Genomic DNA, 21,562 nt, shown 5'->3' on the forward strand with positions numbered 1-21,562 from the left:
CTTGTGTGAGATGTCAATGCGGGGCGGGGCAGCGCGTTGGAACCGGCCGCCCGTGCCCTTCACATGAAGTCGCGGGGGATGCGCTTCTTGAAATGCTTCTCGAAAATCCGTGTCTCGCCCTCATAGGCGACGACCTCCGCCTCGGTGATCCACTCGCTTTTCGTGCAGTGGAGCGTCGAGGTCGAGACGGTACGCACAGACCAGCCCTCGCGCTTGGCAACACAGGTCCAGGTCGAGGTTCCGATCATCGACGAGGGGTCGTCCGGTGCGATCGACCAGGTCTCGTCGCGGATATCCTGGGTGGCAAGGCCCGTACCCGGATGTTCTGAAAGCCCGGTGTCCTCGTAGATACGGTAATGGGTCATGCCGTGGGTCATGTCGCGCTCGACGGTGCGGCTCGAAATACCGCGCGTCAGCTCGCGATACTTTGGCAGCGGGTCGGGGTTCTCCGGCTCGGGCACGGCGATCTCCCTGTGGGCGCCGAGCAGGGGAAGGGCGAGCGAGAGGCTTGCTGTGTCGATCGAAAGGCCCGGATCGGTCGGGGTGGGAAGGATCAGCGGCCAATAGGAGGTCGAGAGCGACACCCGGATGCGATTTCCCGCGCGGAAGCGGTAGCCGCAGGCATCGAGCGTAAGCGTGATGCGCGTCTTGCGCCCGGGCTCCATGGCGCGCGGCTGGGCGTTGCCGTCGCGATGCGAAAGGTTGAGCACGCCGAAGGCGACGCGGGTGGCGGTACCGTCAGGATGCGCGTCGACGAGGCGCACGGCGAGATTGGCGGTCGGCTCCTGGCAGGTGACGTCGACGGTCAGCGTTGGCTGGCCGAGATAGTCGGCGGCTTCCAGTAGCGGTGCCGTCTCGAAGGTGAGCGAGCCGGCATCGTCGATGCGCTGGTCGCCGGCCATTTCGGCGTCGGGCTTCAGCGTGAAATACTCGCCGGATGCCGTGCCGGTATCGAGTGGCGATTTCAGGTAGACCTCGCCGATGCCGGTGCCGCCGGCCGACGGCGTCAGCCGGCCGTCATGGGAGATGCCGAAGAGATGCATTTCCGGCGTTGCCCAGGCGTCCTTCGCCACCCAGCGGCCGGGATCGCTGTCACGCCGGAGCGACGGGCGGGGCCCGTCGAGAATATAGGCGCGCACCTGTGGCCCGTTCTCGGCGCCGTTTTCCTCGTCGCGCAGCCAGCGGTTCCACCAGCGGATCGCCTCGCCGTGGAAATCGGCGCGCGGCTTCGGAAAGGCGAAATGCGGGTACTTGTGCACCCAGGGGCCGATCAGCGCCTTGGTCTTGTCCCCAAGGCCTTCGACCGCCTTCAAGGGCGTGTTGCGGTAGCCGTCGGCCCAGCCGGCGATGACCAGCGCGGGGATCCCAACCCTGTCGAAATCTTCGCAGATCGATCCGTGCTGCCAGAATTCGTCGCGACGCTGGTGCTCCAGCCATTCCTCCATGAAGAAGGGCTCCTTCTCCAGCCGCTCCATCCACATCTGCTTCCAACGGTCGCCGACGATGGCGGGATCCGGCGAGCGCGACTGGTAGCCGAGCATGGTCGCCGCCCAGGACAGCTGGGCGGAGAGGTGGCAGCCGTTCTTGTAGTGGATGTCGTCGTTGTAGCGGTCGACGGTCGAGGCGATGGAGATGACGGCTTTCAGCGCCGGCGGCTTCAAGGCCGCGACCTGCAGGCAGTTGAAGCCGCCCCAGGAGATGCCCATCATGCCGACCTTGCCGTTTGACCAGGGCTGGGCGGCGATCCATTCGACGATCTCGCAACCGTCGGAAAGCTCGCGCGGCGTATATTCGCCGTCGATCACGCCTTCGCTTTCGCCGGAGCCTCTGATGTCGACGCGCACGCCGGCAATGCCGGCGGCGGCAAACACGGGATAGGTGGATTCGTCACGCAGGCTCGTGCCGCCCTGCTTGCGGTAGGGCAGGTATTCGAGCACGGCCGGAACCGGATCGGCCTCCGTGCCGGCCGGCATCCAGATGCGGGCGGCAAGCTCGGTGCCGTCCTTCAGCCGGATCCATTCGTTTTCGATGACTGTGAATTCGCGCTCTGACATGTGGTTCCAACGATCTCTTTGTTTTCTCGGGAAATGCCGGACGCGAGCCCGCGTCCGGCTTTCGTCGCAATGGCTTAGCTGTCGAACCAGACGCGGCTGCCGACGTAGCCGTTCGAGAGATCGTTGCCGATGTCGTCGACGAAGCCCTTGAGCGAAGCCGAGGCGGCGTTCACGTAATCGTTGAAGACGGGCAGGATCAGGCCGCCTTCGTCGCGCACCGTCATCGCCATGGTGTGGTACATTTCCTTGCGCTTGGCCTCGTCGAGCTCGGAGCGGGCCTGCAGCAGGAGCTTGTCGAAATCCTCGCGCTTGAAGCGGGTGTCGTTCCATTCGGCGGTCGAGAGATAGGAGGTCGAGTAGCGCGAATCCTGCGTCGGCCGGCCGCCCCAATAGGAGGCGCAGAAGGGCTGCACGTTCCAGACATTGGTCCAGTAGCCGTCTTCCGGCTCGCGGCGCACTTCGATCTCGATGCCCGCCTTCTTGGCGCTTTCCTGGAAGAGCACCGCGGCGTCGGCAGCACCCGGGAAGGCGGCGTCGGAGGTGCGCAGCAGGATCGGCCGGTCATGGCCGGACTTCTTGAAGTGGAAGGCCGCCTTGTCCGGGTCATAGGCGCGCTGCTCGATGCCTTCGGGCGCCAGCGCATAGTTGCCGTTGACGGGATAGTCGTTGCCGAGCGTGCCGAAGCCGCCGAGCACCCGGTCGAGGATCGCCTGTCGATCGACCGCATATTTCAGCGCCAGTCTGAGGTCGTTGTTGTCGAAGGGCGCGGTGTCGCAATGCATCAGGAAGCTGTAGAAGCCCTTGCCGGAGGTCCTGAGGATCTCGACGCGCGGGGCGCGCTTCAGGAGCGGCACGGTCTTCGGGTCGATGTTGTTGATGAAGTGGACCTGGCCGGAAGAAAGTGCTGCGATGCGCGCCGTCGTGTCGTTCATCACGATGATCTCGACACTGTCGACGAAGCCGCGGTCCGAGCGCCAGTCATCGGCGTTCTTCTCGAAGGTGGCGCGCAGGCCTGCCTCGTAGCTTGCAAGCTTGTAGGGGCCGGTACCAACAGGCGAGGCCGGATTGTCGACGCCGCCCTTCGGCTGGATGATCAGGTGATAGTCGGTCAGAAGCAGCGGCAGGTCGGCATTGCCTTCGGTGAGCGTCAGCACCAGGCTGCCTGCCTTCTCCTCGATCGTCTTGATCGAGCGCATCAGCCCGAGCGCGCCGGACTTCGAGCCTTCGTCCGCATGGCGCTTCAGCGTGGCGACGACGTCGGCAACGGTAAGCTTGCTGCCGTCGTGGAAGCTCACGTCGCCGCGGATCTTGAAGGTCCACTCGGACGCATCGGCCGAGGGCTCCCAAGATTCGGCAAGCGCCGGCAGGGGCGCGCCGGTCTTCGGGTCGGATTCGACCAGCGTATCACCCCAGAGGTGACCGATGACGAAGGAAACGGAACCGCTATAGGCGGCCGGGTCGAGCGAGTCCGTCGTGGCGCCGCCCTTGAGACCGAGCTTCAGATGGCCGCCACGCTTCGGCTCCTGAGCCCTTGCGTCCGTGGCGGCGAGCGTGCCGCCGAAACCGGCCGCAAGGCCCAATGCTGCCGTGCCGGCCAGGAAGCCGCGCCGGCGGAGGCCGGTCGAGGCAAGGCTCGCGGGGATAAGGAGGCCGTCAGGACGCTTCGTGAATTCGGTCATTCTAGGGTTCCCTTTGGAGTGATGCTTGTTAGGGAAAGCCTAGCGTTTGCCGACCGGCACACAATTTCGCGACTTGACGCTTCTTTACGCTCTTTTACGCTACCTGAATGCTTCCTGTTCGACAGGGATTGGAAGTGCGTTGAATGGGGTTCGAAAAGCATCGTGCAGGACATCGACATCTTCGCCGCCAATCTCAAGTTTGCCTGTGCGACGCGACGGTCGATCTCGCAGATCTGTCGCGAAATCGGCATTAACCGCCAGCAGTTCAACCGCTACATCGGTGGCGAGGCGCGGCCATCGGCGCACAATGTGGCGCGCATTGCCCGCTTCTTCGGGCTTTCGGCCGAAGACTTCGCGTTGCCGGCCAAACAGTTCGAGGCCCGCATGACGCGCCCCGATCGGGACCGCTCGGATGCCGGCCTGCTGCTTGAGGGTTTCCCGGGCGACATCGCGGGCCTCCGGCGCCATGTCGGCTACTACCAGACCTATCACGTGTCGCTCTCCTGGCCGGGGCTGGTCGTCTGCTCCTGCGCGCGGATCTACGAGGAGGCAGGCTCGATCCGGGTGAAATCGATCGAGCGCATCCGCGATCCCGCAAACGAGATCCAGCAGTTCTCAAAATATGTCGGGCTCGTCACCTTCTGGCGAAACCGGATCTTCATCGCCGAGCGCAGCATCGGGCGCGAGCCGATGCTGGCGCAGACCATCCTTCTGCCGTTCGAAGTGCATCAGCGGGTCTATCTGCGCGGCACCACCATGGGGGTCTCCTGGCGCAAGGAAAACCTGCCTTACGCGTCCCGGATGATCTGGCGCTCGCTCGGGGCGCAGCCGGATCTGCGGCAGATGCTCTCACGCTGCGGCGTGCTGTCCTTCGGCTCGCGGCACCTGCCGCAGACGGTGCGAGCCTTCCTCGATACGCCCGATGCCGAGCTCTTGACCGTGCCGACCGAATATTGAGGCGGCGTCGCCATGTGGTAGGTTTCGCCGAACGCACCGATCGAGGAGGGGATCATGAAATCTGCTTTGGCCGCTATCGCCTGCCTTTGCTTCGCATTGCCGATGTCACCGGCAAAGGCCGAGGAGGCACGGGCGCCGATCCCGTCCTGCGCGCTTTCGGGTGCGTCCAGCGTGATGATCGGCGGGCAGCCGGCGCTCAGGCTTTCCGATGTCGCCAATTGCCCGCCGGAACTCTACGAGGTGGTGCCGAGCATCATGGTCGAAGGCCAGCCGGTGGTGCACTTCCGCGCCGGCAGCGGCGAAAAGGGCGACTGCTCGGCCAAGGGCGAGGCGGCGGTGACCTTCGAAGGCGAGGCGGCGCAGAGGGTGGGCGACGTCGATTGCCGGCAGAAGTGACAGCTATCGTCAGACGAGCCTGGCCAACCGGGCACCCTCCCGAACGGCCGAAAGCGCCGGCGGATTGGAGATGGGATAGCCGGCAATGAAGCCCTCGACCGTGAACGACGGGAACTGGGTTTGCAGCCGCGATACGACCTCTGCCGCTTCCTCCATCTCGCCAAGGTACGCGTGTGCCATCGCCTGGAACATCAGTGTGTTCGGCGATTCCTGCGAACTCTTTTCAAGCGCGGACAAGCACGCGCGATAGCGCCCGACGACGAAGAGAACGCGCGCGAACATGCCGTGGTACCAGGGCGGGCCGAGCGGGTTGAGCGAGAGGGCGCGCTCGATGAAGGGAATCCCGTCGGCGGGATCGCCGACGATCAGGGCCTTGGCTCCCGCGAGCAGCGCCAGCGTATCGGCGTTGTTTCTGCCATATTCGAGCGCCCGGGCGTGGGCCTCGGCGGCACCCGCCAGATCACCGATGCAGGCTTTGAAATCGCCGATACAGGTATGGCCGGCCGGATCCGTCGGATCGAGCCGCAGCGCCTCCTCGGCGGCGCTGCGCCAGTTCTTTCTTGCGCTTTCGAGGTCGTCGCCGAAGCCGTTCGCCGCCTGGATGGAATGGGCATAGGCAAGTTCGGTCCAGGCGCGCGCCCGCCCCGGATCGAGCTCGATCGAGCGCGTCAGCAATTGCATGGCGGCGGCGTTGCCATCGGGGCTGAAGCGATTGTGCTGTTCGACGCCCAGCAGGAAGTAGTCATAGGCTTGCAGGCTGCCCGGCGGCTTTTGCCGGCTCGCCTTGCGGCCGATGGCGGCCAGCGTGCCGAAGCAGCCGGCGAGCACGTTGATGACGCTTTCGGTGAGGCTGTCCTGCAGCGTCAGCACGTCTTCCATCGTGCGCTCGTAGCGCTCGCTCCAGAGCGTCATGCCGGTGCGGGTATCGGAAAGCTGGATCGTCAGGCGGACCCGCCGGTCGTCCGCGCGCAACTGCCCGGTGATGGCATAGGTGGCGCCGACCGCCTGGACGTGGTCTTCGAAGCTTTCCGGCCGGTTGCCGAGCAGCTTCATTGTGTGGAAGGCGATCACGGGCAGATCGGCGAAGCGCGCGAGATCGACGCAGATGTCGGATGACAGCCCGTCGGCGAAACGGCGCCAGCGCTCCTCCGGATTGAGGCTTTCAATGGGAAAGACCGCGAGCGTCGGCGAGGCGGGCTCGGCGTCGCGCAATGGCGCGACCGCCTCGGTCGCCGTCCTGCCGGCCACCATCTGCGCGACCGAGGCGGCAAGCTCGATCTTGTTGCGAACGCCGAGCTTGCCGTAGATCGTCGCCAGATGCGTGCGCACCGTCGACGGCGCGATAAACAGCGCCTCGCCGATTTCGCGATAGGTCAGGCCGGCGGCAAAACGCTCGGCCACGGCGCGCTCGCGGTCTGACAAGGCTTCGGTGGCGACCTGTGGTGTCGGGATACGGTTCATGGCTGCTTCCTGCCATCTGACCGGGCCGTTTTCAATGGCGACATACGGCAAGGTGCCACAGTGCCTCTTGCGCGTCCAACGGGGCGCGCGGTGCTGCAGGCAAAATACTACAAATGCAGGAGAGGAAAACACAGCAGCTGCGCGATGTGGGACGCGTTCCACGGGCCTAGAGTTCCGACAATGTTTCAACGCCCTGAGGGGGCAGGAAGAGGTGGGAACGGCGATGAGCAGCCTGCTTTCGGGAATGTCCGATTTCTATCACGCCGTCCGGCTTGATCTCAACCAGCCGGCCAAGCATCTGGCCGACAGCCTCGGCCGCCACGATCCCTTCCGGATCCTTGTCGTCTGGGAGGACCGCGTTCGCGTCCGCGAGCAACTTCAGCTCATGGCCGATCAATATCCGGAGCGGCTCAAGGATATCGGGATGACGAGGGCTGAGGTTCGCGCAGAGACGAGCAAGGCCTTCTGGCAACGCTGAGCTTGCCTGACGAAGGCAAGAGACGGCGGCACGCGATCGTGCCGCCGTCTCGTTTTTCAGTTGCCGGCGCTTTCCATGCGGCGTGTCTTCAGCACCCGCTCCAGCCAGCCGATTTCCATCTCCGGAACCGACTTCAACAGCAGATCCGTGTAGTCGTCGAAGGGTGGCGACAGCACCTTCGACTTCGGCCCGAAGCGCACGAGGCGGCCGCGATGCATGACCGCGACGCTGTCGGCGATCGCCCGCACGATGGCGATGTCGTGGGTGATAAAGACATAGGAAACAGCGGTTTCCTCCTGAAGCTTCAGAAGCAGATTCAGGATGCCTTCGGCCACAAGCGGATCGAGTGCCGACGTCGGCTCGTCGCAGAGGATCAGCTCCGGTTTGGCGGCGAGCGCCCTTGCGATCGCCACGCGCTGCTTCTGGCCGCCCGAAAGTTCGGCCGGATAACGATCGAGGAAACGCGTTCCCATTTCGATCTGGTCGAGCAGTTCCTTGACCCGCTCCGTCTTCTTCTGGCCGTGCATGCCGAAGTAGAAGGAGAGCGGTCGACCGACGATGTCTCGCACCGTCTGGCGCGGGTTCATCGCCGTATCGGCCATCTGGTAGATCATCTGGATGCGGCGGAGCTCGTCGTTGCTGCGGCCTTTCAGCGCCCGCGGCAGCTCCTTGCCCTCGAAGGTGATGCGCCCCTCGGTCGGCGGCAAAAGCCCGGTGATGACGCGGGCAAGGGTGGACTTGCCCGAGCCGCTTTCGCCGACGATCGCCAGTGTCTGGCCTTTCGGCAGATGCATCGAGACATCATGCAGCACCTTGAAGCCGTTGGCATAGCCGGCGCTGATATGCTCGATCTTCAACTGCGTCCCGGTCTGGTCGGCGGCTTCCTCGCGTTTCGTCTGGCGGACGCTGACGAGTGCCCGGGTGTAATCCTCGCGCGGCTCTTCGATGATCTGCTTCGTCGAGCCGTATTCCACCGTCTTGCCATGGCGCAGCACCATGATGTCGTCGGAGATCTGGGCGACGACGGCGAGGTCGTGGGTGATGTAGAGGGCTGCCGTGTGCGTCTCCTCGATCGCATGCTTGATCGCGGCGAGCACGTCGATCTGGGTGGTGACGTCGAGCGCGGTCGTCGGCTCGTCGAAGACGATCAGCTCCGGGTTGGGGCAGAGCGCCATGGCGGTCATCGCGCGCTGCAACTGGCCGCCGGAGACCTGGTGCGGATAACGCTCGCCAAAGGTTTCCGGATTGGGCAGGCCCAGCACGCGGAAGAGATAGAGCGCCCGCTTCTTAGCCTCCTCGCGGCTCATGATGCCGTGGCGGAGCGACGCCTCGATCACCTGGTCGCCAAGCCGATGCGCCGGATTGAAGGCGGCCGCTGCCGATTGCGCGACGTAGCAGACGCGGGCGCCGCGGATCGAGCGGATGCCGTTCTTGTCGAGCGTCAGAATGTCCTTGCCGTCGAGCAGGACCTGGCCGCCAGTGATGCGCACGCCGCCGCGGCCATAGGCGAGCGCCGAAAGGCCGATGGTCGACTTGCCGGCGCCGGACTCGCCGATGAGGCCGAGCACCTTGCCCTTCTGAACGTCGAAGGAGACGCCCTCGACGAGGGTGACGACCTTCGGCGGTTCGCCCGGCGGGTAGCTGGTCGCTTCGATCTTCAAGTTCTTGACGGAGAGCATCTCAGGCATCGCCGCGTCCTCCCTTGAGGCTCGAGGTTCTCTTCATCAGCCAGTCGACCACGAGGTTGACGCAGATCGCGAGCGTCGCGATCGCAGCACCGGGTATGAGCGCTGCCGAAATGCCGAAGATGATGCCGTCCTTGTTGTCCTTGACCATGCCGCCCCAGTCCGCTGCCGGCGGCTGGATGCCGAGGCCGAGGAAGGAGAGGGTGGAGAGGAACAGGATCGAGAAGGCGAAGCGCAGGCCGAATTCTGCCAAGAGCGGCGACAGTGTGTTCGGCAGGATCTCGCGGAAGATGATCCAGAGCGAACCTTCTCCACGCAGCCTTGCCGCCTCGACGAACTCCATGACCGCGACATCGAGCGCCACGGCGCGGCCGATGCGGAAGACGCGGGTACTGTCGAGCACCGCCATCACCAGGATCAGGATCCACAGATGCTGCGGCAGGACGGCGAGAACGACGAGGGCGAAAATGAGCGTCGGAATCGCCATCATCAGGTCGTTGAAGCGGGAAAACAGCTGGTCCGTGAAACCACCGACAACAGCGGCGGTGAAGCTCAGGATCATGCCGAGCGAGAAGGAAAGCACGGTTGCCGCAAATGCCACGAAGATGGTGGTGCGGGCGCCATAGATCAGACGCGACAGCAGGTCGCGGCCGAGATTGTCGGTGCCGAGCAGGAAGTCGCCGCCGGCCGGAAGCCAGACGTCGCCAACCACGTCGCGTTCGCCGAAGGGGGCGATGACAGGCGCAAAGAGGGCGCAGAAGATCGCAATCGCGATGCCGGCGATGCCGATCCAGGCGCTGAAGGGGATGGATCTCAGGTTCATCGCGGATGCCTCAGTCTCGGGTTGGCGATGATCGCGAGAATGTCGGCCGCCATGTTCAGGAAGATGTAGAAGGCGGCAAAGATCAGACCGCAGGCCTGAACGACCGGCATGTCGCGCACGGTCACCGCATCCACCATATACTGGCCCATGCCCGGATAGACGAAGACCACTTCGACCACGACGACGCCGACCACGAGATAGGCCAGGTTGAGCGCAATGACGTTGATGACCGGCGCCACCGCATTGGGGGCGGCGTGACGCGCGATGATGCGGAACATGCCGAGGCCCTTCAGCTCCGCCGTCTCGACATAGGCCGACGACATGACGTTGAGGATCGCCGCGCGGGTCATGCGCATCATGTGGGCGAGAACGACGAGAACGAGGGTCGCGACGGGAAGCGCGATCGCCGAGAGACGTTCGGTGAAGCTCATGCTGTCATAGACGGTCGCGGGGAAGGTCGCGACGCCGTATTTGACGGCGAAGAACATGATCAGGAGATAGCCGACGAAGAACTCGGGCAGCGAGATCGCCGCGAGCGAGACGACGTTGATGATCTTGTCGGGCAGCCGGTTGCGGAACTGCACCGCCAGCATGCCGAGGCCGACGGCGAGCGGTACGGAGACGAGGGCTGCGAAGAAGGCAAGGAACAGCGAGTTGCCGAGGCGCTTGGAAATCTGCTCGCCGACCGAGTTCTTGCTCGCCCAGGAGGTGCCGAAATCGCCTTGGACAGCGCCGCCGAGCCAGGAGACGTAGCGTTCGGTCCAGGGCCGGTCGAGGCCGAGATCCTTGCGGATGTTTTCGACCGCCTGCGGCGTTGCCGACTGGCCGAGATAGGTGGTGGCGAAGTCGCCGGGAAGCGCCTCGATGCCGCCGAAGATCATCAGCGATACGGCGAACAGAAGGCCGACGCTCAAGCCGAGGCGCTGCAGGATCAGCGCCGCGAGCGGGCGGCGGAAGGTGAAGCGCCGCCAGAAGGTGCCGCCGATTTCACCATTCGAGGGATTGGCGGCAGGGTTGGGTTTTGCTGGTACTCCGGCAAGTTCGGCAGACCGCGGGTGTGTTGCACCCGCGGTTCCATCCGTCGGAACCGGACCAGTGAGCGGTCCGCTTTCCATCATCATGCGTCCAGCCATACCCGGGTTGCGACATAGCCGTTCGACATGTCGTTGCCGATGTCATGCACGTAGCCTTTCACCTGCTTGGTGGAGGCGTTCACGAAGTCGTTGAACATCGGCAGGATCAGGCCGCCTTCGTCACGCACCATCATGGCCATGGTGCGGTACATGTCCTTGCGCTTGGCCTCGTCGAGTTCCGAGCGGGCCTCGAGCAGGATCTTGTCGAAATCCGGACGCTTGAAGCGGGTGTCGTTCCAGTCGGCGGTCGAAAGATAGGCGGTGGAGTACATCTGGTCCTGGGTCGGACGGCCGCCCCAGTAGGAGGTGGAGAAGGGCTGCACGTTCCAGACGTTGGTCCAGTAGCCGTCGCCCGGCTCGCGCTTGACCTCGATCTCGATGCCCGCCTTCTTGGCGCTTTCCTGGTAGAGCACCGCTGCATCGACAGCACCCGGGAAGGCGACGTCGGAGGTGCGCAGCAGTACCGGACCGCTGTGGCCGGACTTCTTGTAGTGGAAGGCCGCCTTGTCCGGATCATAGGCACGCTGCTCGATGCCTTCGGGGAACAGGGCGTAGGTGTCGTTGATCGGGAAGTCGTTGCCGACCTTGCCGTAACCGCCGAGGATGCGCTGGACCATGGTCTCGCGGTCCATCGAATATTTCAGCGCCATGCGCAGGTCGTTGTTGTCGAAGGGTGCTGTGTTGCAATGCATGATGAACACGTAATGGCCGCGGCCGGACGTGTTCAGGATCTCGACCGTCGGCGCCTTCTTCAGAAGGTTGACCGTCTTCGGATCGACGCGGTTGATGTAGTGCACCTGGCCGGAGGAAAGCGCGGCGATGCGGGCCGTGGCGTCGTTCATGGCGATCAGCTCGACCGAGTCCACATAGCCGCGGTCGGTGCGCCAGTCGTCGGCATTCTTCTCGAAGGTGGCACGAACGCCGGCTTCGAAGCTCGTCACCTTGAAGGGGCCGGTGCCGATCATCGCGTCCGGCTTGTCGATGCCGCCGCCCGGCTGGATGATGAGGTGATAGTCGGTCAGAAGCAGCGGCAGGTCGGCATTGCCTTCGGTCAGCACGAGCACCAGCTTGTCGCCGTCGGCCTTGATTTCCTTGATCGACTTCATCACGCCGAGCGCGCCGGATTCAGACTTTTCGTCGGTGTGGCGCTGCAGCGTCTTGATGACGTCGTCGAGCGTCAGCTCCTTGCCGTCGTGGAATTTTACGCCCTTGCGGATGGTAAAGGTCCAGGTCGACGCGTCGGTCGAGGGCTCCCAGGATTCGGCGAGTGCCGGCACCGGCGCGCCGGTCGTCGGGTGGCTTTCGACGAGCATGTCGCCCCAGTTGCGGCCGACGACGAACATGAATTGCGACAGCGCCTTGGCCGGGTCCTTCGAGTCGGTGGCGGCAGCGCCTTCGAGACCGAGTTTCAGGTGACCGCCGCGCTTCGGCTCCTGCGCTGCAGCGCTGGTGGCAAACAAAGTGCCGGCCGTCGAGGCGAGAATGCCGGCTGCTGCCGCGCGGCCCAAAAACTCGCGCCGGTTCATCTTGCCGAGCATGACCTGTCGTGTGAGGTAATCCTTGTAATCGCTCATTCCCCTGTTCCCTTTTCTCGTCGGCATTCGCCGTTCGTTGTGGTTGGTAGAGATTGCTGCGTACAGCCATTGTATCGATGGCTTCGGACTGGGCCGGAGGGCCGCTTGTTTTCTTCCGGGTTCTTGTCTCTCCTTCCTTCTGGCCGGGCGTCCTTCGTTCAGATCGATAAGCGTAATCGCTGGAACTCTTGTTGTAACGCCCTAAATTACAATTTATTTCCATAAGCCTGGCTTATGGACACGTGTTTAATGGCACGCGATGTTGCCCGCGCGTCTCGTCACGTTCCGGTGCCGGTCATCCGGCTCTGTTGCCTGCGCCGCCAAGGGTTGGCGGTGCTGTTCGAAGCGGGTTGCGGGCGGAAACCGCACGCACTCTCGTTCGGTCTCAGCGCCCCTTCCACACGGGGTCGCGCTTCTCCGCGAAGGCGCGCGCGCCCTCCAGCTGGTCTTCGCTCGAATAGAGAATATCGACGGTTTTGAACTGCCGCTGGGTGATCTTGTTCATGGTCGTCTGGAAGGCTTCGCCCTCGGCGGCGCGGACCACTTCCTTGATCGCCGCATAGACCAGCGGCGGGCCGCTTTCGAGCAGGCGGGCGAGCTCCCAGGCGCGCTCCATCAGTTTGCCTGCCGGCAGGATCTCGTTGACGAAGCCCCAGCGGTGGGCTTCCTGCACGTCGAGCCAGCGGCCGGTCAGAAGCATGTCCATGGCGATGTGATAGGGGATGCGCTTCGGCAGCTTGATCGAGGCAGCATCGGCAACGGTGCCGGAGCGGATTTCGGGCAACGCGAAGGTCGCGTGTTCGGCGGCAAGGATCAGGTCGGTCGAAAGCGCGATCTCGAGGCCACCGCCGCAGCAGATGCCGTTGATCGCGGCGATGATCGGCTTGTTGAGATCGCGCAGTTCCTGCATGCCGCCGAAGCCGCCGACGCCGTAGTCACCATCGACCGCGTCACCGTCGGCAGCAGCCTTCAGGTCCCATCCCGGACAGAAGAATTTTTCACCGGCGCCGGTGATGATCGCGACACGTAAGCTGTCGTCGTCGCGGAAGTCGCGGAAGATCTCGCCCATGACCCGGCTGGTTTTCAGGTCGATGGCGTTCGCCTTCGGCCGGTCGATCGTGACTTCCAGAATACCGCCTTCGCGGCGTGTGAGGATCGGTCCGGTCATGAGGGTCAGTTCCTCCGGCGAATGAGAGCGTCGGCGGCAACGGCACCCTGACCGTTCGGCAACACCATCAATGGATTGATATCCAGTTCTTCGAGTTTCGAAGCGTTTGCAACGACATAGGATGCCGCTGCCGCGACAGCCGCGGTTAAAGCGGCGTAATCGGCAGCAGGCGCGCCGCGATAGCCGTCGAGCAGCTTGCGGATCTTCAGCCCGCCGATTGCTTCCCCGATCGCTTCCGGCGTCGTCGGCAGCGTCAGGATGGCGGAATCATCGAGCAGTTCCACGAGGATGCCGCCGGCACCGATCGTCAAAACCGGGCCGGCGACGGGGTCGCGCGTGGCGCCGATAATGAGCTCGGCGACCGGTTTCGCCACCATCTTCTCGACAAGGTACCTGGAGGTGACGGCGGCCATGGCCTTGGCCGCCGAAAGGACGTCCGCGCGGCTCGCAAGGTTGAGTTTCACGGCACCCGCTTCGGTCTTGTGGGCGACGCCGAGGCCTTTCAGTACGACCGGGAAACCGAGCGCTTCGGCAGCGTCTGCGGCTTCTTCGGCGGTTGCTGCGGTCTTGCCCTTCGGCACGGTCAGGCCGGCGGCAGCAAGCTCCACCTTGGCCTCGTGTTCGCTGAGCGTGATGGCTTCACCGGCAGCGGCGACACCGCCATCGTGCAGGCGGGGCGGGACGGGCTTGGCCCAGGCGGTGCCGATCTCGGCGGCCGTCTCGATGGCTGCCAGTGCTTCCTCGATGCCGAAGAAGGGCACGACACCCGCCTTCATCAGGAAGAGGGCGGTAGCTTCCGGCATGTTTTCGCCAAGGCTGGCGACGATGCCGGCGCGGGCACCCGTTGCCCGGGCCGCGTCGATCACCGCATGGCAGGTGGTTTCCCAGTCTGCCGGGTCGCAGCGGTCAAGGCGCGGGAAGTCGAGCACGAGCAGATTGATCGCGTAGCCGCCCTTCATCATGGCGGTAAAGGCGGTGGTCTGCTTCTCGCGGTTGCCCCAGACGAAGGTGTGGTAGTCGAGCGGGTTGGCGATCGTCACCATCTCGCCGAGCGCATCCTTCAGCGGCTTCTTCTGCTCGTCGCGCAAGGGCCGGTAATTGACCCGGTAGCGCTCGCCGGCATCCGCCATCAGCGAGGCCTCGCCGCCGGAGCAGCTCATCGAGGAGATGTCGTTGCTCTCGAGTGGGCCTGCCACATGCAGCAGCTTCAGCGTTTCCAAGAGCGCCGGCAACGTGTCGACGCGGCCGATGCCGAGGCGGGCAAGAAGCGCCGAGGAGACGCGGTCGTTGCCGGCAAGCGATGCGGTGTGCGACACCGTCGCAAGCTGTGCCGCTTCCGACTTGCCGACCTTCAGCGTCACGACCGGTTTGCCGAGTTCGCGCGCGCGCGTCGCCAGCCGCTCGAGGGCAACAACGCTGTCGAAACCCTCGATATGCAGGCCGACGGCGGTGACGCGCGGGTCTTCGAGCACGGCGCAGGCGATGTCGGACAGACCCGTCTGCGCCTGGTTGCCGGCGGTCATCACATAGGCAAGCGGCAGACCGCGCGTCTGCATCGAAATGTTGCAGGCGATGTTGGAGGACTGCGTCAGGATCGCGACGCCCTTTTCGACGCGCTGCATGCCGTGCTGGTCCGGCCAGAGCAGGGCGCCATCGAGCATGTTGATGAAGCCGTAGCAATTCGGCCCGACGATCGGCATGTCGCCGGCAGCCGCCACCAGCGCCTCCTGCATGTCGTTGCCGTCGTCAAGCTCGCTTGCCGCCTCGCGAAAGCCGGAGGCGTAGCAGACGGCGCCGCCGGCGCCGCGGCTCGCAAGATCGCGGATGATATCGATCGTCAGCTGCCGGTTGACGCCGACGAAGGAGGCATCCGGTGCGCCTGGCAGTTCTGCCACCGAGCGATAGCACTTGCGGCCGAGGATTTCGGCTTCGCGCGGGTGCACCGGCCAGATCTCACCGGCAAAGCCCATCTTGTCGCATTGCTCGATGACACGCCGCGCTTCCTTGCCGCCGAAGACGGCGATGGTGCGCGGGCGGATGAGGCGGTCGAGGGAGCGTATCATCGGCCGATCACGCTCCCAGCGGCCGCAGCAGGTCGCGGCTGATGATGTGGCGCTGGATTTCAGACGTGCCGTCCCAGATGCGTTCGACGCGAGCGTCGCGCCAGAAGCGGGCGAGCGGCAGGTCGTCCATCAGGCCCATGCCGCCGAAGATCTGGATCGCCTCGTCGGTGACGCGGGCGAGCATCTCGGTGGCAAAAACCTTGGCGGACGCAATCTCGCGGTTCGAGGGCAGGCCGTTATCGAGCCGCCAGGCGGCCGAAAGGGTCAGGAGGTCGGCGGCGTCGATCTCGGTGATCATGTCGGCGAGCTTGAAGGAGACGCCCTGGTTGGCACCGATCGGCTTGCCGAACTGCTTGCGTTCGGCGGCGTAATTCAGCGCATAGTCGAAGGCGCGACGGGCACGGCCGACCGAAGTCGCCGCCACCGTCAGGCGGGTGGCGAACAGCCAGTCGTTGGCGACGTCGAAACCCTTGTGCACCTCGCCGAGGATCTGGGCGGAGGGCAGGCGGCAATCGTCGAAGGTCAGGACACAGTTGTTGTAGCCGCGGTGCGACACGGAATTGTAGCCCTTGCGGATCTCGAAGCCGGGCGTGCCGCGATCGACGAGAAAGCAGGTGATCTTCTTCTTCGGGCCGCGCGGCGTATCCTCTTCGCCGGTCGCGATGAAGACGATGACGAAATCGGCGATGTCGGCGTGGCTGATGAAATGCTTCGTGCCGTTGACGATCCAGTCGTCGCCATCCTGACGCGCAAAGCACTTCATGCCGCGCACGTCGGAGCCGGCGTCCGGCTCGGTCATCGCAAGCGCATCGAACTTGTCACCTTTGACGGCCGGCAGCAGGTATTTTTCGCGCTGCTCGGCGTTGCAGGCCATCAGGATGCCAGAGGGGCGACCGAAGAAGACGGTCAGGCCCATGGAGCCGCGGCCAAGCTCGCGCTCGACCAGGGTGAAGGAGGTGTGATCGAGACCGGCGCCGCCGACCTCCTCCGGGAAATTACAGCCGAAGAAGCCGATCTCCTTGCATTTGCGGGCGATCTCCTGACCGAGTTCGCGCGGCACTACGCCGGTGCGCTCGACCTCGTCCTCATGCGGATAGATTTCCGTTTCGACGAAGCTCCTGACCGTATCGACGATCATCTGCTGTTCTTCGGTCAGTGCGAAGTTCATTGTGTTGTTCCCCTCGTTTTCGCGCCGCTGACGTCGGTGCCGCAAACGATGGCCGCCTCCTCAAGCGTCCTTCGGCTGCGGTTTGCGGCTCCGCCGGAAGGCGAAGCTGCCTGTTGTTGCTGGCCTGCCGCTGTTGCGGTCAGGCGCGCTTCTGGCCGACGAAGCGTCCGGCACCATCGGGCGTCGGCAGTTGCGCGTGGGCTTCAGTGATCGCGCGGAGCTTGCTCAGCACCGCCTCGGGTGCCGCGACCGCCTTGCCGGCCTTGCTGTCGACATGCAGCATCATCTGTTCGGCGGTGGCGACGGCCTCGTTGGTTGCGGCGTTGTAGATCGTCGAAAAGATGTGCAGACGCTTATCGTCCGACGACAGGATCTGGCAGGTCGAGTAGAGCGCCTCGCCGAGCTTGGCTTCGCCAAGGTTCCGGATATGGGTCTCGACCGTGTAGTAGCTGTGACCGTCGCGGACATAGTCGAGGTCGACGCCGATCAGGCGCAGCACGCCGTCGGAGGTGTCGCCGAAGACCTGGAGATAACGGTGCTCGGTCATGTGGCCGTTGTAATCGACCCAGGCGGCGCTGACCTTGGTGTCGAGGATGCGCAGCGGCTTGACGTCGCCGAGGTCGGCTTCCGGCTTCCGGGCGTTGGCCCAGAGCTTGGCCTCGAAATCGGCAAGCAGCTTGCCCGCACCCCAGCCTTCGCCGCCGTTACCGGATTTCAGCGCATGCATGATGCCGACGAGGTTTTCGTCGCGGATGCGTTCGAGCTCGCGGATCGAGCGACCGGCGGCCTGCGCGTCCGACTGGGCGCCGATCTTTTCGACCAACGCATCGTCGAGGTCGACGACGTCGGTGAACTTCGTCCAGGGCCATTTCAGGCAGGGGCCGAACTGGGCGAGGAAGTGGCGCATGCCGGCCTCGCCGCCGGCGATGCGGTAGGTCTCGAACAGGCCCATTTGCGCCCAGCGCATGCCGAAGGAATAACGCATGACGTTGTCGAGCGTTTCGGTATCGCAGATGTCGTCCTGGATCAGCCAGAGCGCCTCGCGCCAGAGCGCCTCGAGCAGGCGGTCGCCGACGAAGGCCTCGATCTCCTTGGCGATGACGACGCCCTTCATGCCGATCTGCTCGACGCCCTGCATGGCGCGCTCGATCGTCGCCTTCGACGTCTTCTTGCCGCCGACGAGCTCGACGAGCGGCAAGAGGTAGACGGGGTTGTAGGGATGCGCCACGAACATGCGCTCGGGGTGGTGCATCTCGGACTGCAGGTCGGAGGGCAAAAGGCCCGAGGTGGAGGACCCGATCAGCGCATCGGCCCTTGCGGCGGCATCGATCTTGGTGATCACGCCGCGCTTCAGTTCCAGCCGCTCCGGCACGCTTTCCTGAATCCAGTCAGCACCTTCGACCGCTTCCTCGATGCTCTTGCAGAAGGTGAGTTTTCCCTTCGGCGGCAACGGCGCCATGGTCAGCATGGCATAGGCGCGCTCGGCATTGGCCATGACTTCGCCGATGATGCGCTCGGCTTCCGGATGCGGGTCGAAGATTTTTACGTCGATGCCGGCAAGCGCAAAGCGCGCCACCCAGGCGCCGCCGATGACGCCGCCGCCGACGCAGGCTGCTTTGGTGATAAAGCTCATGGTGTCCAGTCCTTGCTCAGCGCTTCGTCAGCTTCAGTTTCTCGCGGACCTCTTTCGGTCCGATGATCTTGGCGCCCATGCCCTCGATGACGCCGACCGCCTTTTCGACGAGCTGGCCGTTGGTCGCGAGCTGGCCCTTGCCGATATAGAGGTTGTCTTCGAGGCCGACGCGGACGTTGCCGCCGGCAAGGATGGCTGCGGCCGGATAGGCGAGCGCGTTGCGGCCGATAGAGAAGGCGGAGAAGGTCCAGTTGGCGGGCACGTTGTTGACCATGGCCATGAAGGTGTTGAGGTCGTCGGGCGCGCCCCACGGAATGCCCATGCAGAGCTGGATCAGCACCGGATCCTCGATCAGGCCTTCCTCGACCAGCTGCTTGGCAAACCAGAGGTGGCCGGTGTCGAAGGCTTCGATCTCCGGGCGCACGCCGAGTGCGGTCATCTGACGGGCCATCTCGCGCAGCATCGACGGCGTGTTGGTCATGACGTAGTCGCCGAGCGAAAAGTTCATGGTGCCACAGTCGAGCGTGCAGATTTCCGGCAGACATTCGGCCACGTGGGCGACGCGCTCGGTGGCGCCGGCCATGTCGGTGCCTTTCTCGCTGAGCGGGAGCGGGCTTTCGACATTGCCGAAGATCAGGTCCCCGCCCATGCCGGCGGTCAGGTTCAGCACCATGTCGACATCGGCAGAGCGGATACGGTCAGTCACTTCCCTGTAGAGATCGAGCCTGCGGGCCGGCGCGCCGGTCTCCGGATCGCGGACGTGGCAGTGGACCACGGCAGCGCCGGCCTTGGCCGCCTCGACCGCCGCTTCGGCGATCTGTTTCGGCGTGATCGGCACGTGGCTGGACTTTGAAACGGTGTCTCCCGAGCCGGTGACGGCACAGGTGATGAATACCTCGCGGTTCATGCTGAGCGGCATTGCTGTCTCCCTTTTATTGCGCCCATTACGAGCCAAGAAAGACCGCGTTGCTTTTCATTATCGGCTTCATTCTATACATTATCGGCGACAGAGTGGAGAAGTTTGGGCATGGATCAGAACGTTTCGCAGGTGCAGCACGTCGATGTCCTGGTGCTGCCGGAGACCAATCTGATCCTCGTTGCCTCGGTCATCGAGCCGATGCGTGCCGCCAACCGCATTGCCGGCCGCCCGCTCTACGACTGGACGATCTACAGCCCCGACGGCGCGCCGATCGAAACGAAGAGCGGCATCCCCATTCCGGTCTCCGGTATCTTCCGGCCGCAGCGCGAGACGTCGCCGCTTTTCATCCTCTCGAGCTACAACTGGCAGCGCAGCGCCACTTCGCAGCTAAAGATGCTGCTCTCGCAGACCGCGCGGCACCGCGAGCTGATGGCCGGCATCGAATCCGGCTCCTGGCTGCTTGCCGAGACCAGCCTGCTCGATAATTTCAAGGCGACGACCCACTGGGAGGATTTCGAGGATTTCACCGCCGCCTACCCGCAGGTGACGATGGTGCGCGAGCGCTTCGTCATCGACGGCAAGCGCATCACGACCGGTGGCTCGCTGCCGACGCTCGACCTGATGCTGGAGCTGATCCGCCGGGCGCATGGCTATTCGCTGGCACTCGAAGTCTCCCGCCTCTTCATCTACGAGCAGGAGCGCACCCGCGGCGATCTCCTGCAGATGCCGACGATCGGCAACATGCGCATCCTCGATCCACGCGTCGGTGCCGCCGTCAAGCTGATGGAGGAAACGGTGGAAGCGCCCTTGACGCTCGCCAGGCTCGCCCGCCGCATCGGCGTCAGCACCCGGCATCTGCAAGATCTCTTTCGCGACACGATGGGCGTTGCGCCGCACGAGCACTACCTGGCGCTTCGTCTCAATGCGGCGCGGCGCAAGGTGATCGAGACGCGGATGGAATTTGCCGACATTGCCGCGATCTCCGGCTTCAACTCGTCGTCTTCCTTCTCGCGCAGCTACAGGGCGCACTACCGCGAAAGCCCGAGCGAAACGCGCAGGCGGCTGAAGCTGAAGAGCTGAGCGCGCGCTTCAAGTATCGATTCAAGCGGGAATTTCAGAGTCGTTTCAGGCGTTTGGCGGCCGATGATCAGGAACTGATTCCGCCGGCGATCTCGTCTCGGCGCTCATCTTCATCATCGAAATCATCAACTCGCCGATCTCGGCGGCGAAGGCGCCGCGCGGCCAGACGAGTGTCAGCGACTGCCGATAGGCGGGGCCGAGCCGGATCATGGCTGGCGGGCGATGCACGCGGGCGAGCGAGGATTGCGGCAGCACCGAGAGATAGCCGTGCTGGCGAACGAGGTTGATGATCACGGGGATGGAATCGACCTCGACGAGGGTGATGCGCCGCCGTTCGGCTTCATCAAGCGTGTCGTCGAGGAAGCGCGCGGCCTCGCGGCGAAGGCCGCTCCGGACGCTCGGCACCGCGATCGGGCAGGCGGCGAGCAGCCGGGGCAGGTTGCCGCCCAGTTCCGAAAGGGCGGAGGCTGGCCCCGCCAGCACCAGCGGCGTCTGCGACACCAGCCGGCCGTCGCAGTCGGCCGGGATCTCGGCGACATCGAGCAGCGCGGCATCGAACCGTCGGCTGCGAAGGCCGACGAGCAGTTCGTCGGCCGTGGTGCTGGAAATGAACAGTGGTTGGCGCGGGCGGGCGCGGTGCCAGTTTGCCGTCAGGGCCGCCAGCATGCGGGCGATCTCGCTTTCCGGACCAAGCGGCATGACGGCGCCGAGCCGCCAGGTGGCGACGTCGCGGCGAAAGCGGTCGGCCGAGGCGTGGGTCAGCCGCGCCCAGATATCGAGGAGGGCCTCGCTGAGCGGAATGATCCGCTCCGCGGTTGGCGTACAGAGGACCCCGCCATGGGAGCGTTCGAACAGCCTGGTGCCGAGATGGCGTTCGAGATCCGCCATCTGCCGCGTCAGTTGCGGCTGGCCGAGGCCGAGCGCCTTTGCCGTGGCACGGATGCTGCCGGAGCGGGCGATGCGCACGAAGCGGTCGAGCGCGACGAGGCCGATCGGCGGCACGGGGGCGGTCGTCTCCCGTCCGACGCCTTCCAGGATGGCGGTGATCTTGCCGGTTGCATCTTCGACGTCGACGGCGCGCGCGCGCGCTTCGAGCGTCACCACCAGCGCTGTTTCTTCCCGACGGAAAAGCGGCATGGAGATCGCCTGCTCGAAGCGCTTGACCGCGGCGCTCACGCTCGACGGCGCCCGGCCGCAGAGAGTTGCGGCGCGGCGAACGCCACCTTCACGAAGCACCGCATCGACCAAAGCGATCGTCGCCATATCCATTCCAATGACCCCGGACGTGGCA

17 protein-coding genes are annotated in these 21,562 nt (G+C 64.6%); 4 read left to right on the plus strand and 13 right to left on the minus strand.

What is annotated here, in order from left to right:
• Positions 1 to 59 precede the first annotated feature (59 nt).
• Both IB272_RS05860 and IB272_RS05865 read right to left on the minus strand, forming a co-directional pair.
• The gene (locus IB272_RS05860; RefSeq protein ID WP_060582613.1) at positions 60 to 2,054 is read right to left on the minus strand and encodes a CocE/NonD family hydrolase; all 1,995 of its coding nucleotides are present in this window, start codon (positions 2,052 to 2,054) and stop codon (positions 60 to 62) included.
• Between the two features lie 74 nt (positions 2,055 to 2,128).
• Entirely contained in the window at positions 2,129 to 3,733 is a 1,605-nt protein-coding gene (locus IB272_RS05865) for an ABC transporter substrate-binding protein (RefSeq protein ID WP_060582614.1), read from the minus strand.
• A gap of 162 nt (positions 3,734 to 3,895) precedes the next feature.
• On the opposite strand from IB272_RS05865, the gene IB272_RS05870 reads away from it, so the two are divergent.
• Together IB272_RS05870 and IB272_RS05875 are read left to right on the plus strand one after the other, a co-directional pair.
• Complete coding sequence (locus IB272_RS05870; RefSeq protein WP_060582615.1) at positions 3,896 to 4,690, plus strand: helix-turn-helix transcriptional regulator; 795 nt, start codon at positions 3,896 to 3,898, stop codon at positions 4,688 to 4,690.
• 54 nt (positions 4,691 to 4,744) lie between these two features.
• Entirely contained in the window at positions 4,745 to 5,086 is a 342-nt protein-coding gene (locus IB272_RS05875) for a PAAR domain-containing protein (RefSeq protein ID WP_060582616.1), read from the plus strand.
• A 9-nt stretch (positions 5,087 to 5,095) separates the two neighbouring features.
• Here IB272_RS05875 and IB272_RS05880 read toward each other — a convergent pair whose 3' ends face one another.
• Complete coding sequence (locus tag IB272_RS05880) at positions 5,096 to 6,547, minus strand: LuxR C-terminal-related transcriptional regulator (RefSeq protein ID WP_060582617.1); 1,452 nt, start codon at positions 6,545 to 6,547, stop codon at positions 5,096 to 5,098.
• Positions 6,548 to 6,770: 223 nt separating this feature from the next.
• On the opposite strand from IB272_RS05880, the gene IB272_RS05885 reads away from it, so the two are divergent.
• Entirely contained in the window at positions 6,771 to 7,025 is a 255-nt protein-coding gene (locus IB272_RS05885) for a hypothetical protein (protein ID WP_029742610.1), read from the plus strand.
• Between the two features lie 56 nt (positions 7,026 to 7,081).
• Here the strand turns inward: IB272_RS05885 and IB272_RS05890 are convergent, their stop codons facing one another.
• The 9 genes from IB272_RS05890 to IB272_RS05930 all read right to left on the minus strand — a co-directional run bounded on the left by IB272_RS05890 (position 7,082) and on the right by IB272_RS05930 (position 19,191).
• Positions 7,082 to 8,713: an ABC transporter ATP-binding protein gene (locus IB272_RS05890; RefSeq protein WP_029742611.1), complete on the minus strand. Its 1,632-nt coding sequence runs from the start codon at positions 8,711 to 8,713 to the stop codon at positions 7,082 to 7,084.
• On the minus strand, positions 8,706 to 9,533 hold the full coding sequence (locus IB272_RS05895; RefSeq protein ID WP_029742612.1) for an ABC transporter permease: 828 nt from the start codon (positions 9,531 to 9,533) through the stop codon (positions 8,706 to 8,708). Before IB272_RS05895 ends, IB272_RS05890 begins: the two co-directional genes overlap by 8 nt.
• On the minus strand, positions 9,530 to 10,666 hold the full coding sequence (locus IB272_RS05900) for an ABC transporter permease (protein ID WP_060582618.1): 1,137 nt from the start codon (positions 10,664 to 10,666) through the stop codon (positions 9,530 to 9,532). The genes IB272_RS05895 and IB272_RS05900 overlap by 4 nt, the downstream gene beginning before the upstream one ends.
• Complete coding sequence (locus tag IB272_RS05905) at positions 10,651 to 12,240, minus strand: ABC transporter substrate-binding protein (RefSeq protein WP_029742614.1); 1,590 nt, start codon at positions 12,238 to 12,240, stop codon at positions 10,651 to 10,653. Before IB272_RS05905 ends, IB272_RS05900 begins: the two co-directional genes overlap by 16 nt.
• A gap of 385 nt (positions 12,241 to 12,625) precedes the next feature.
• Complete coding sequence (locus tag IB272_RS05910) at positions 12,626 to 13,408, minus strand: carnitinyl-CoA dehydratase (protein ID WP_029742615.1); 783 nt, start codon at positions 13,406 to 13,408, stop codon at positions 12,626 to 12,628.
• 5 nt (positions 13,409 to 13,413) lie between these two features.
• Entirely contained in the window at positions 13,414 to 15,471 is a 2,058-nt protein-coding gene (locus tag IB272_RS05915) for an acetate--CoA ligase family protein (RefSeq protein ID WP_060582619.1), read from the minus strand.
• A gap of 7 nt (positions 15,472 to 15,478) precedes the next feature.
• Entirely contained in the window at positions 15,479 to 16,639 is a 1,161-nt protein-coding gene (locus IB272_RS05920) for an acyl-CoA dehydrogenase family protein (protein ID WP_060582620.1), read from the minus strand.
• Positions 16,640 to 16,778: 139 nt separating this feature from the next.
• Positions 16,779 to 18,272, minus strand: coding sequence for a carnitine 3-dehydrogenase (locus IB272_RS05925; RefSeq protein WP_113135679.1), 1,494 nt, complete (start codon positions 18,270 to 18,272; stop codon positions 16,779 to 16,781).
• A gap of 16 nt (positions 18,273 to 18,288) precedes the next feature.
• Complete coding sequence (locus IB272_RS05930) at positions 18,289 to 19,191, minus strand: 3-keto-5-aminohexanoate cleavage protein (RefSeq protein ID WP_029742619.1); 903 nt, start codon at positions 19,189 to 19,191, stop codon at positions 18,289 to 18,291.
• Between the two features lie 108 nt (positions 19,192 to 19,299).
• On the opposite strand from IB272_RS05930, the gene IB272_RS05935 reads away from it, so the two are divergent.
• Entirely contained in the window at positions 19,300 to 20,271 is a 972-nt protein-coding gene (locus IB272_RS05935) for a GlxA family transcriptional regulator (protein ID WP_029742620.1), read from the plus strand.
• Positions 20,272 to 20,316: 45 nt separating this feature from the next.
• Here the strand turns inward: IB272_RS05935 and IB272_RS05940 are convergent, their stop codons facing one another.
• Entirely contained in the window at positions 20,317 to 21,534 is a 1,218-nt protein-coding gene (locus IB272_RS05940; protein WP_162732995.1) for a LysR family transcriptional regulator, read from the minus strand.
• Positions 21,535 to 21,562 lie beyond the last annotated feature (28 nt).

The organism is Ensifer sp. ENS08, from assembly GCF_014852195.1.
GTDB classification, from domain to species: Bacteria; Pseudomonadota; Alphaproteobacteria; order Rhizobiales; family Rhizobiaceae; genus Ensifer; species Ensifer adhaerens.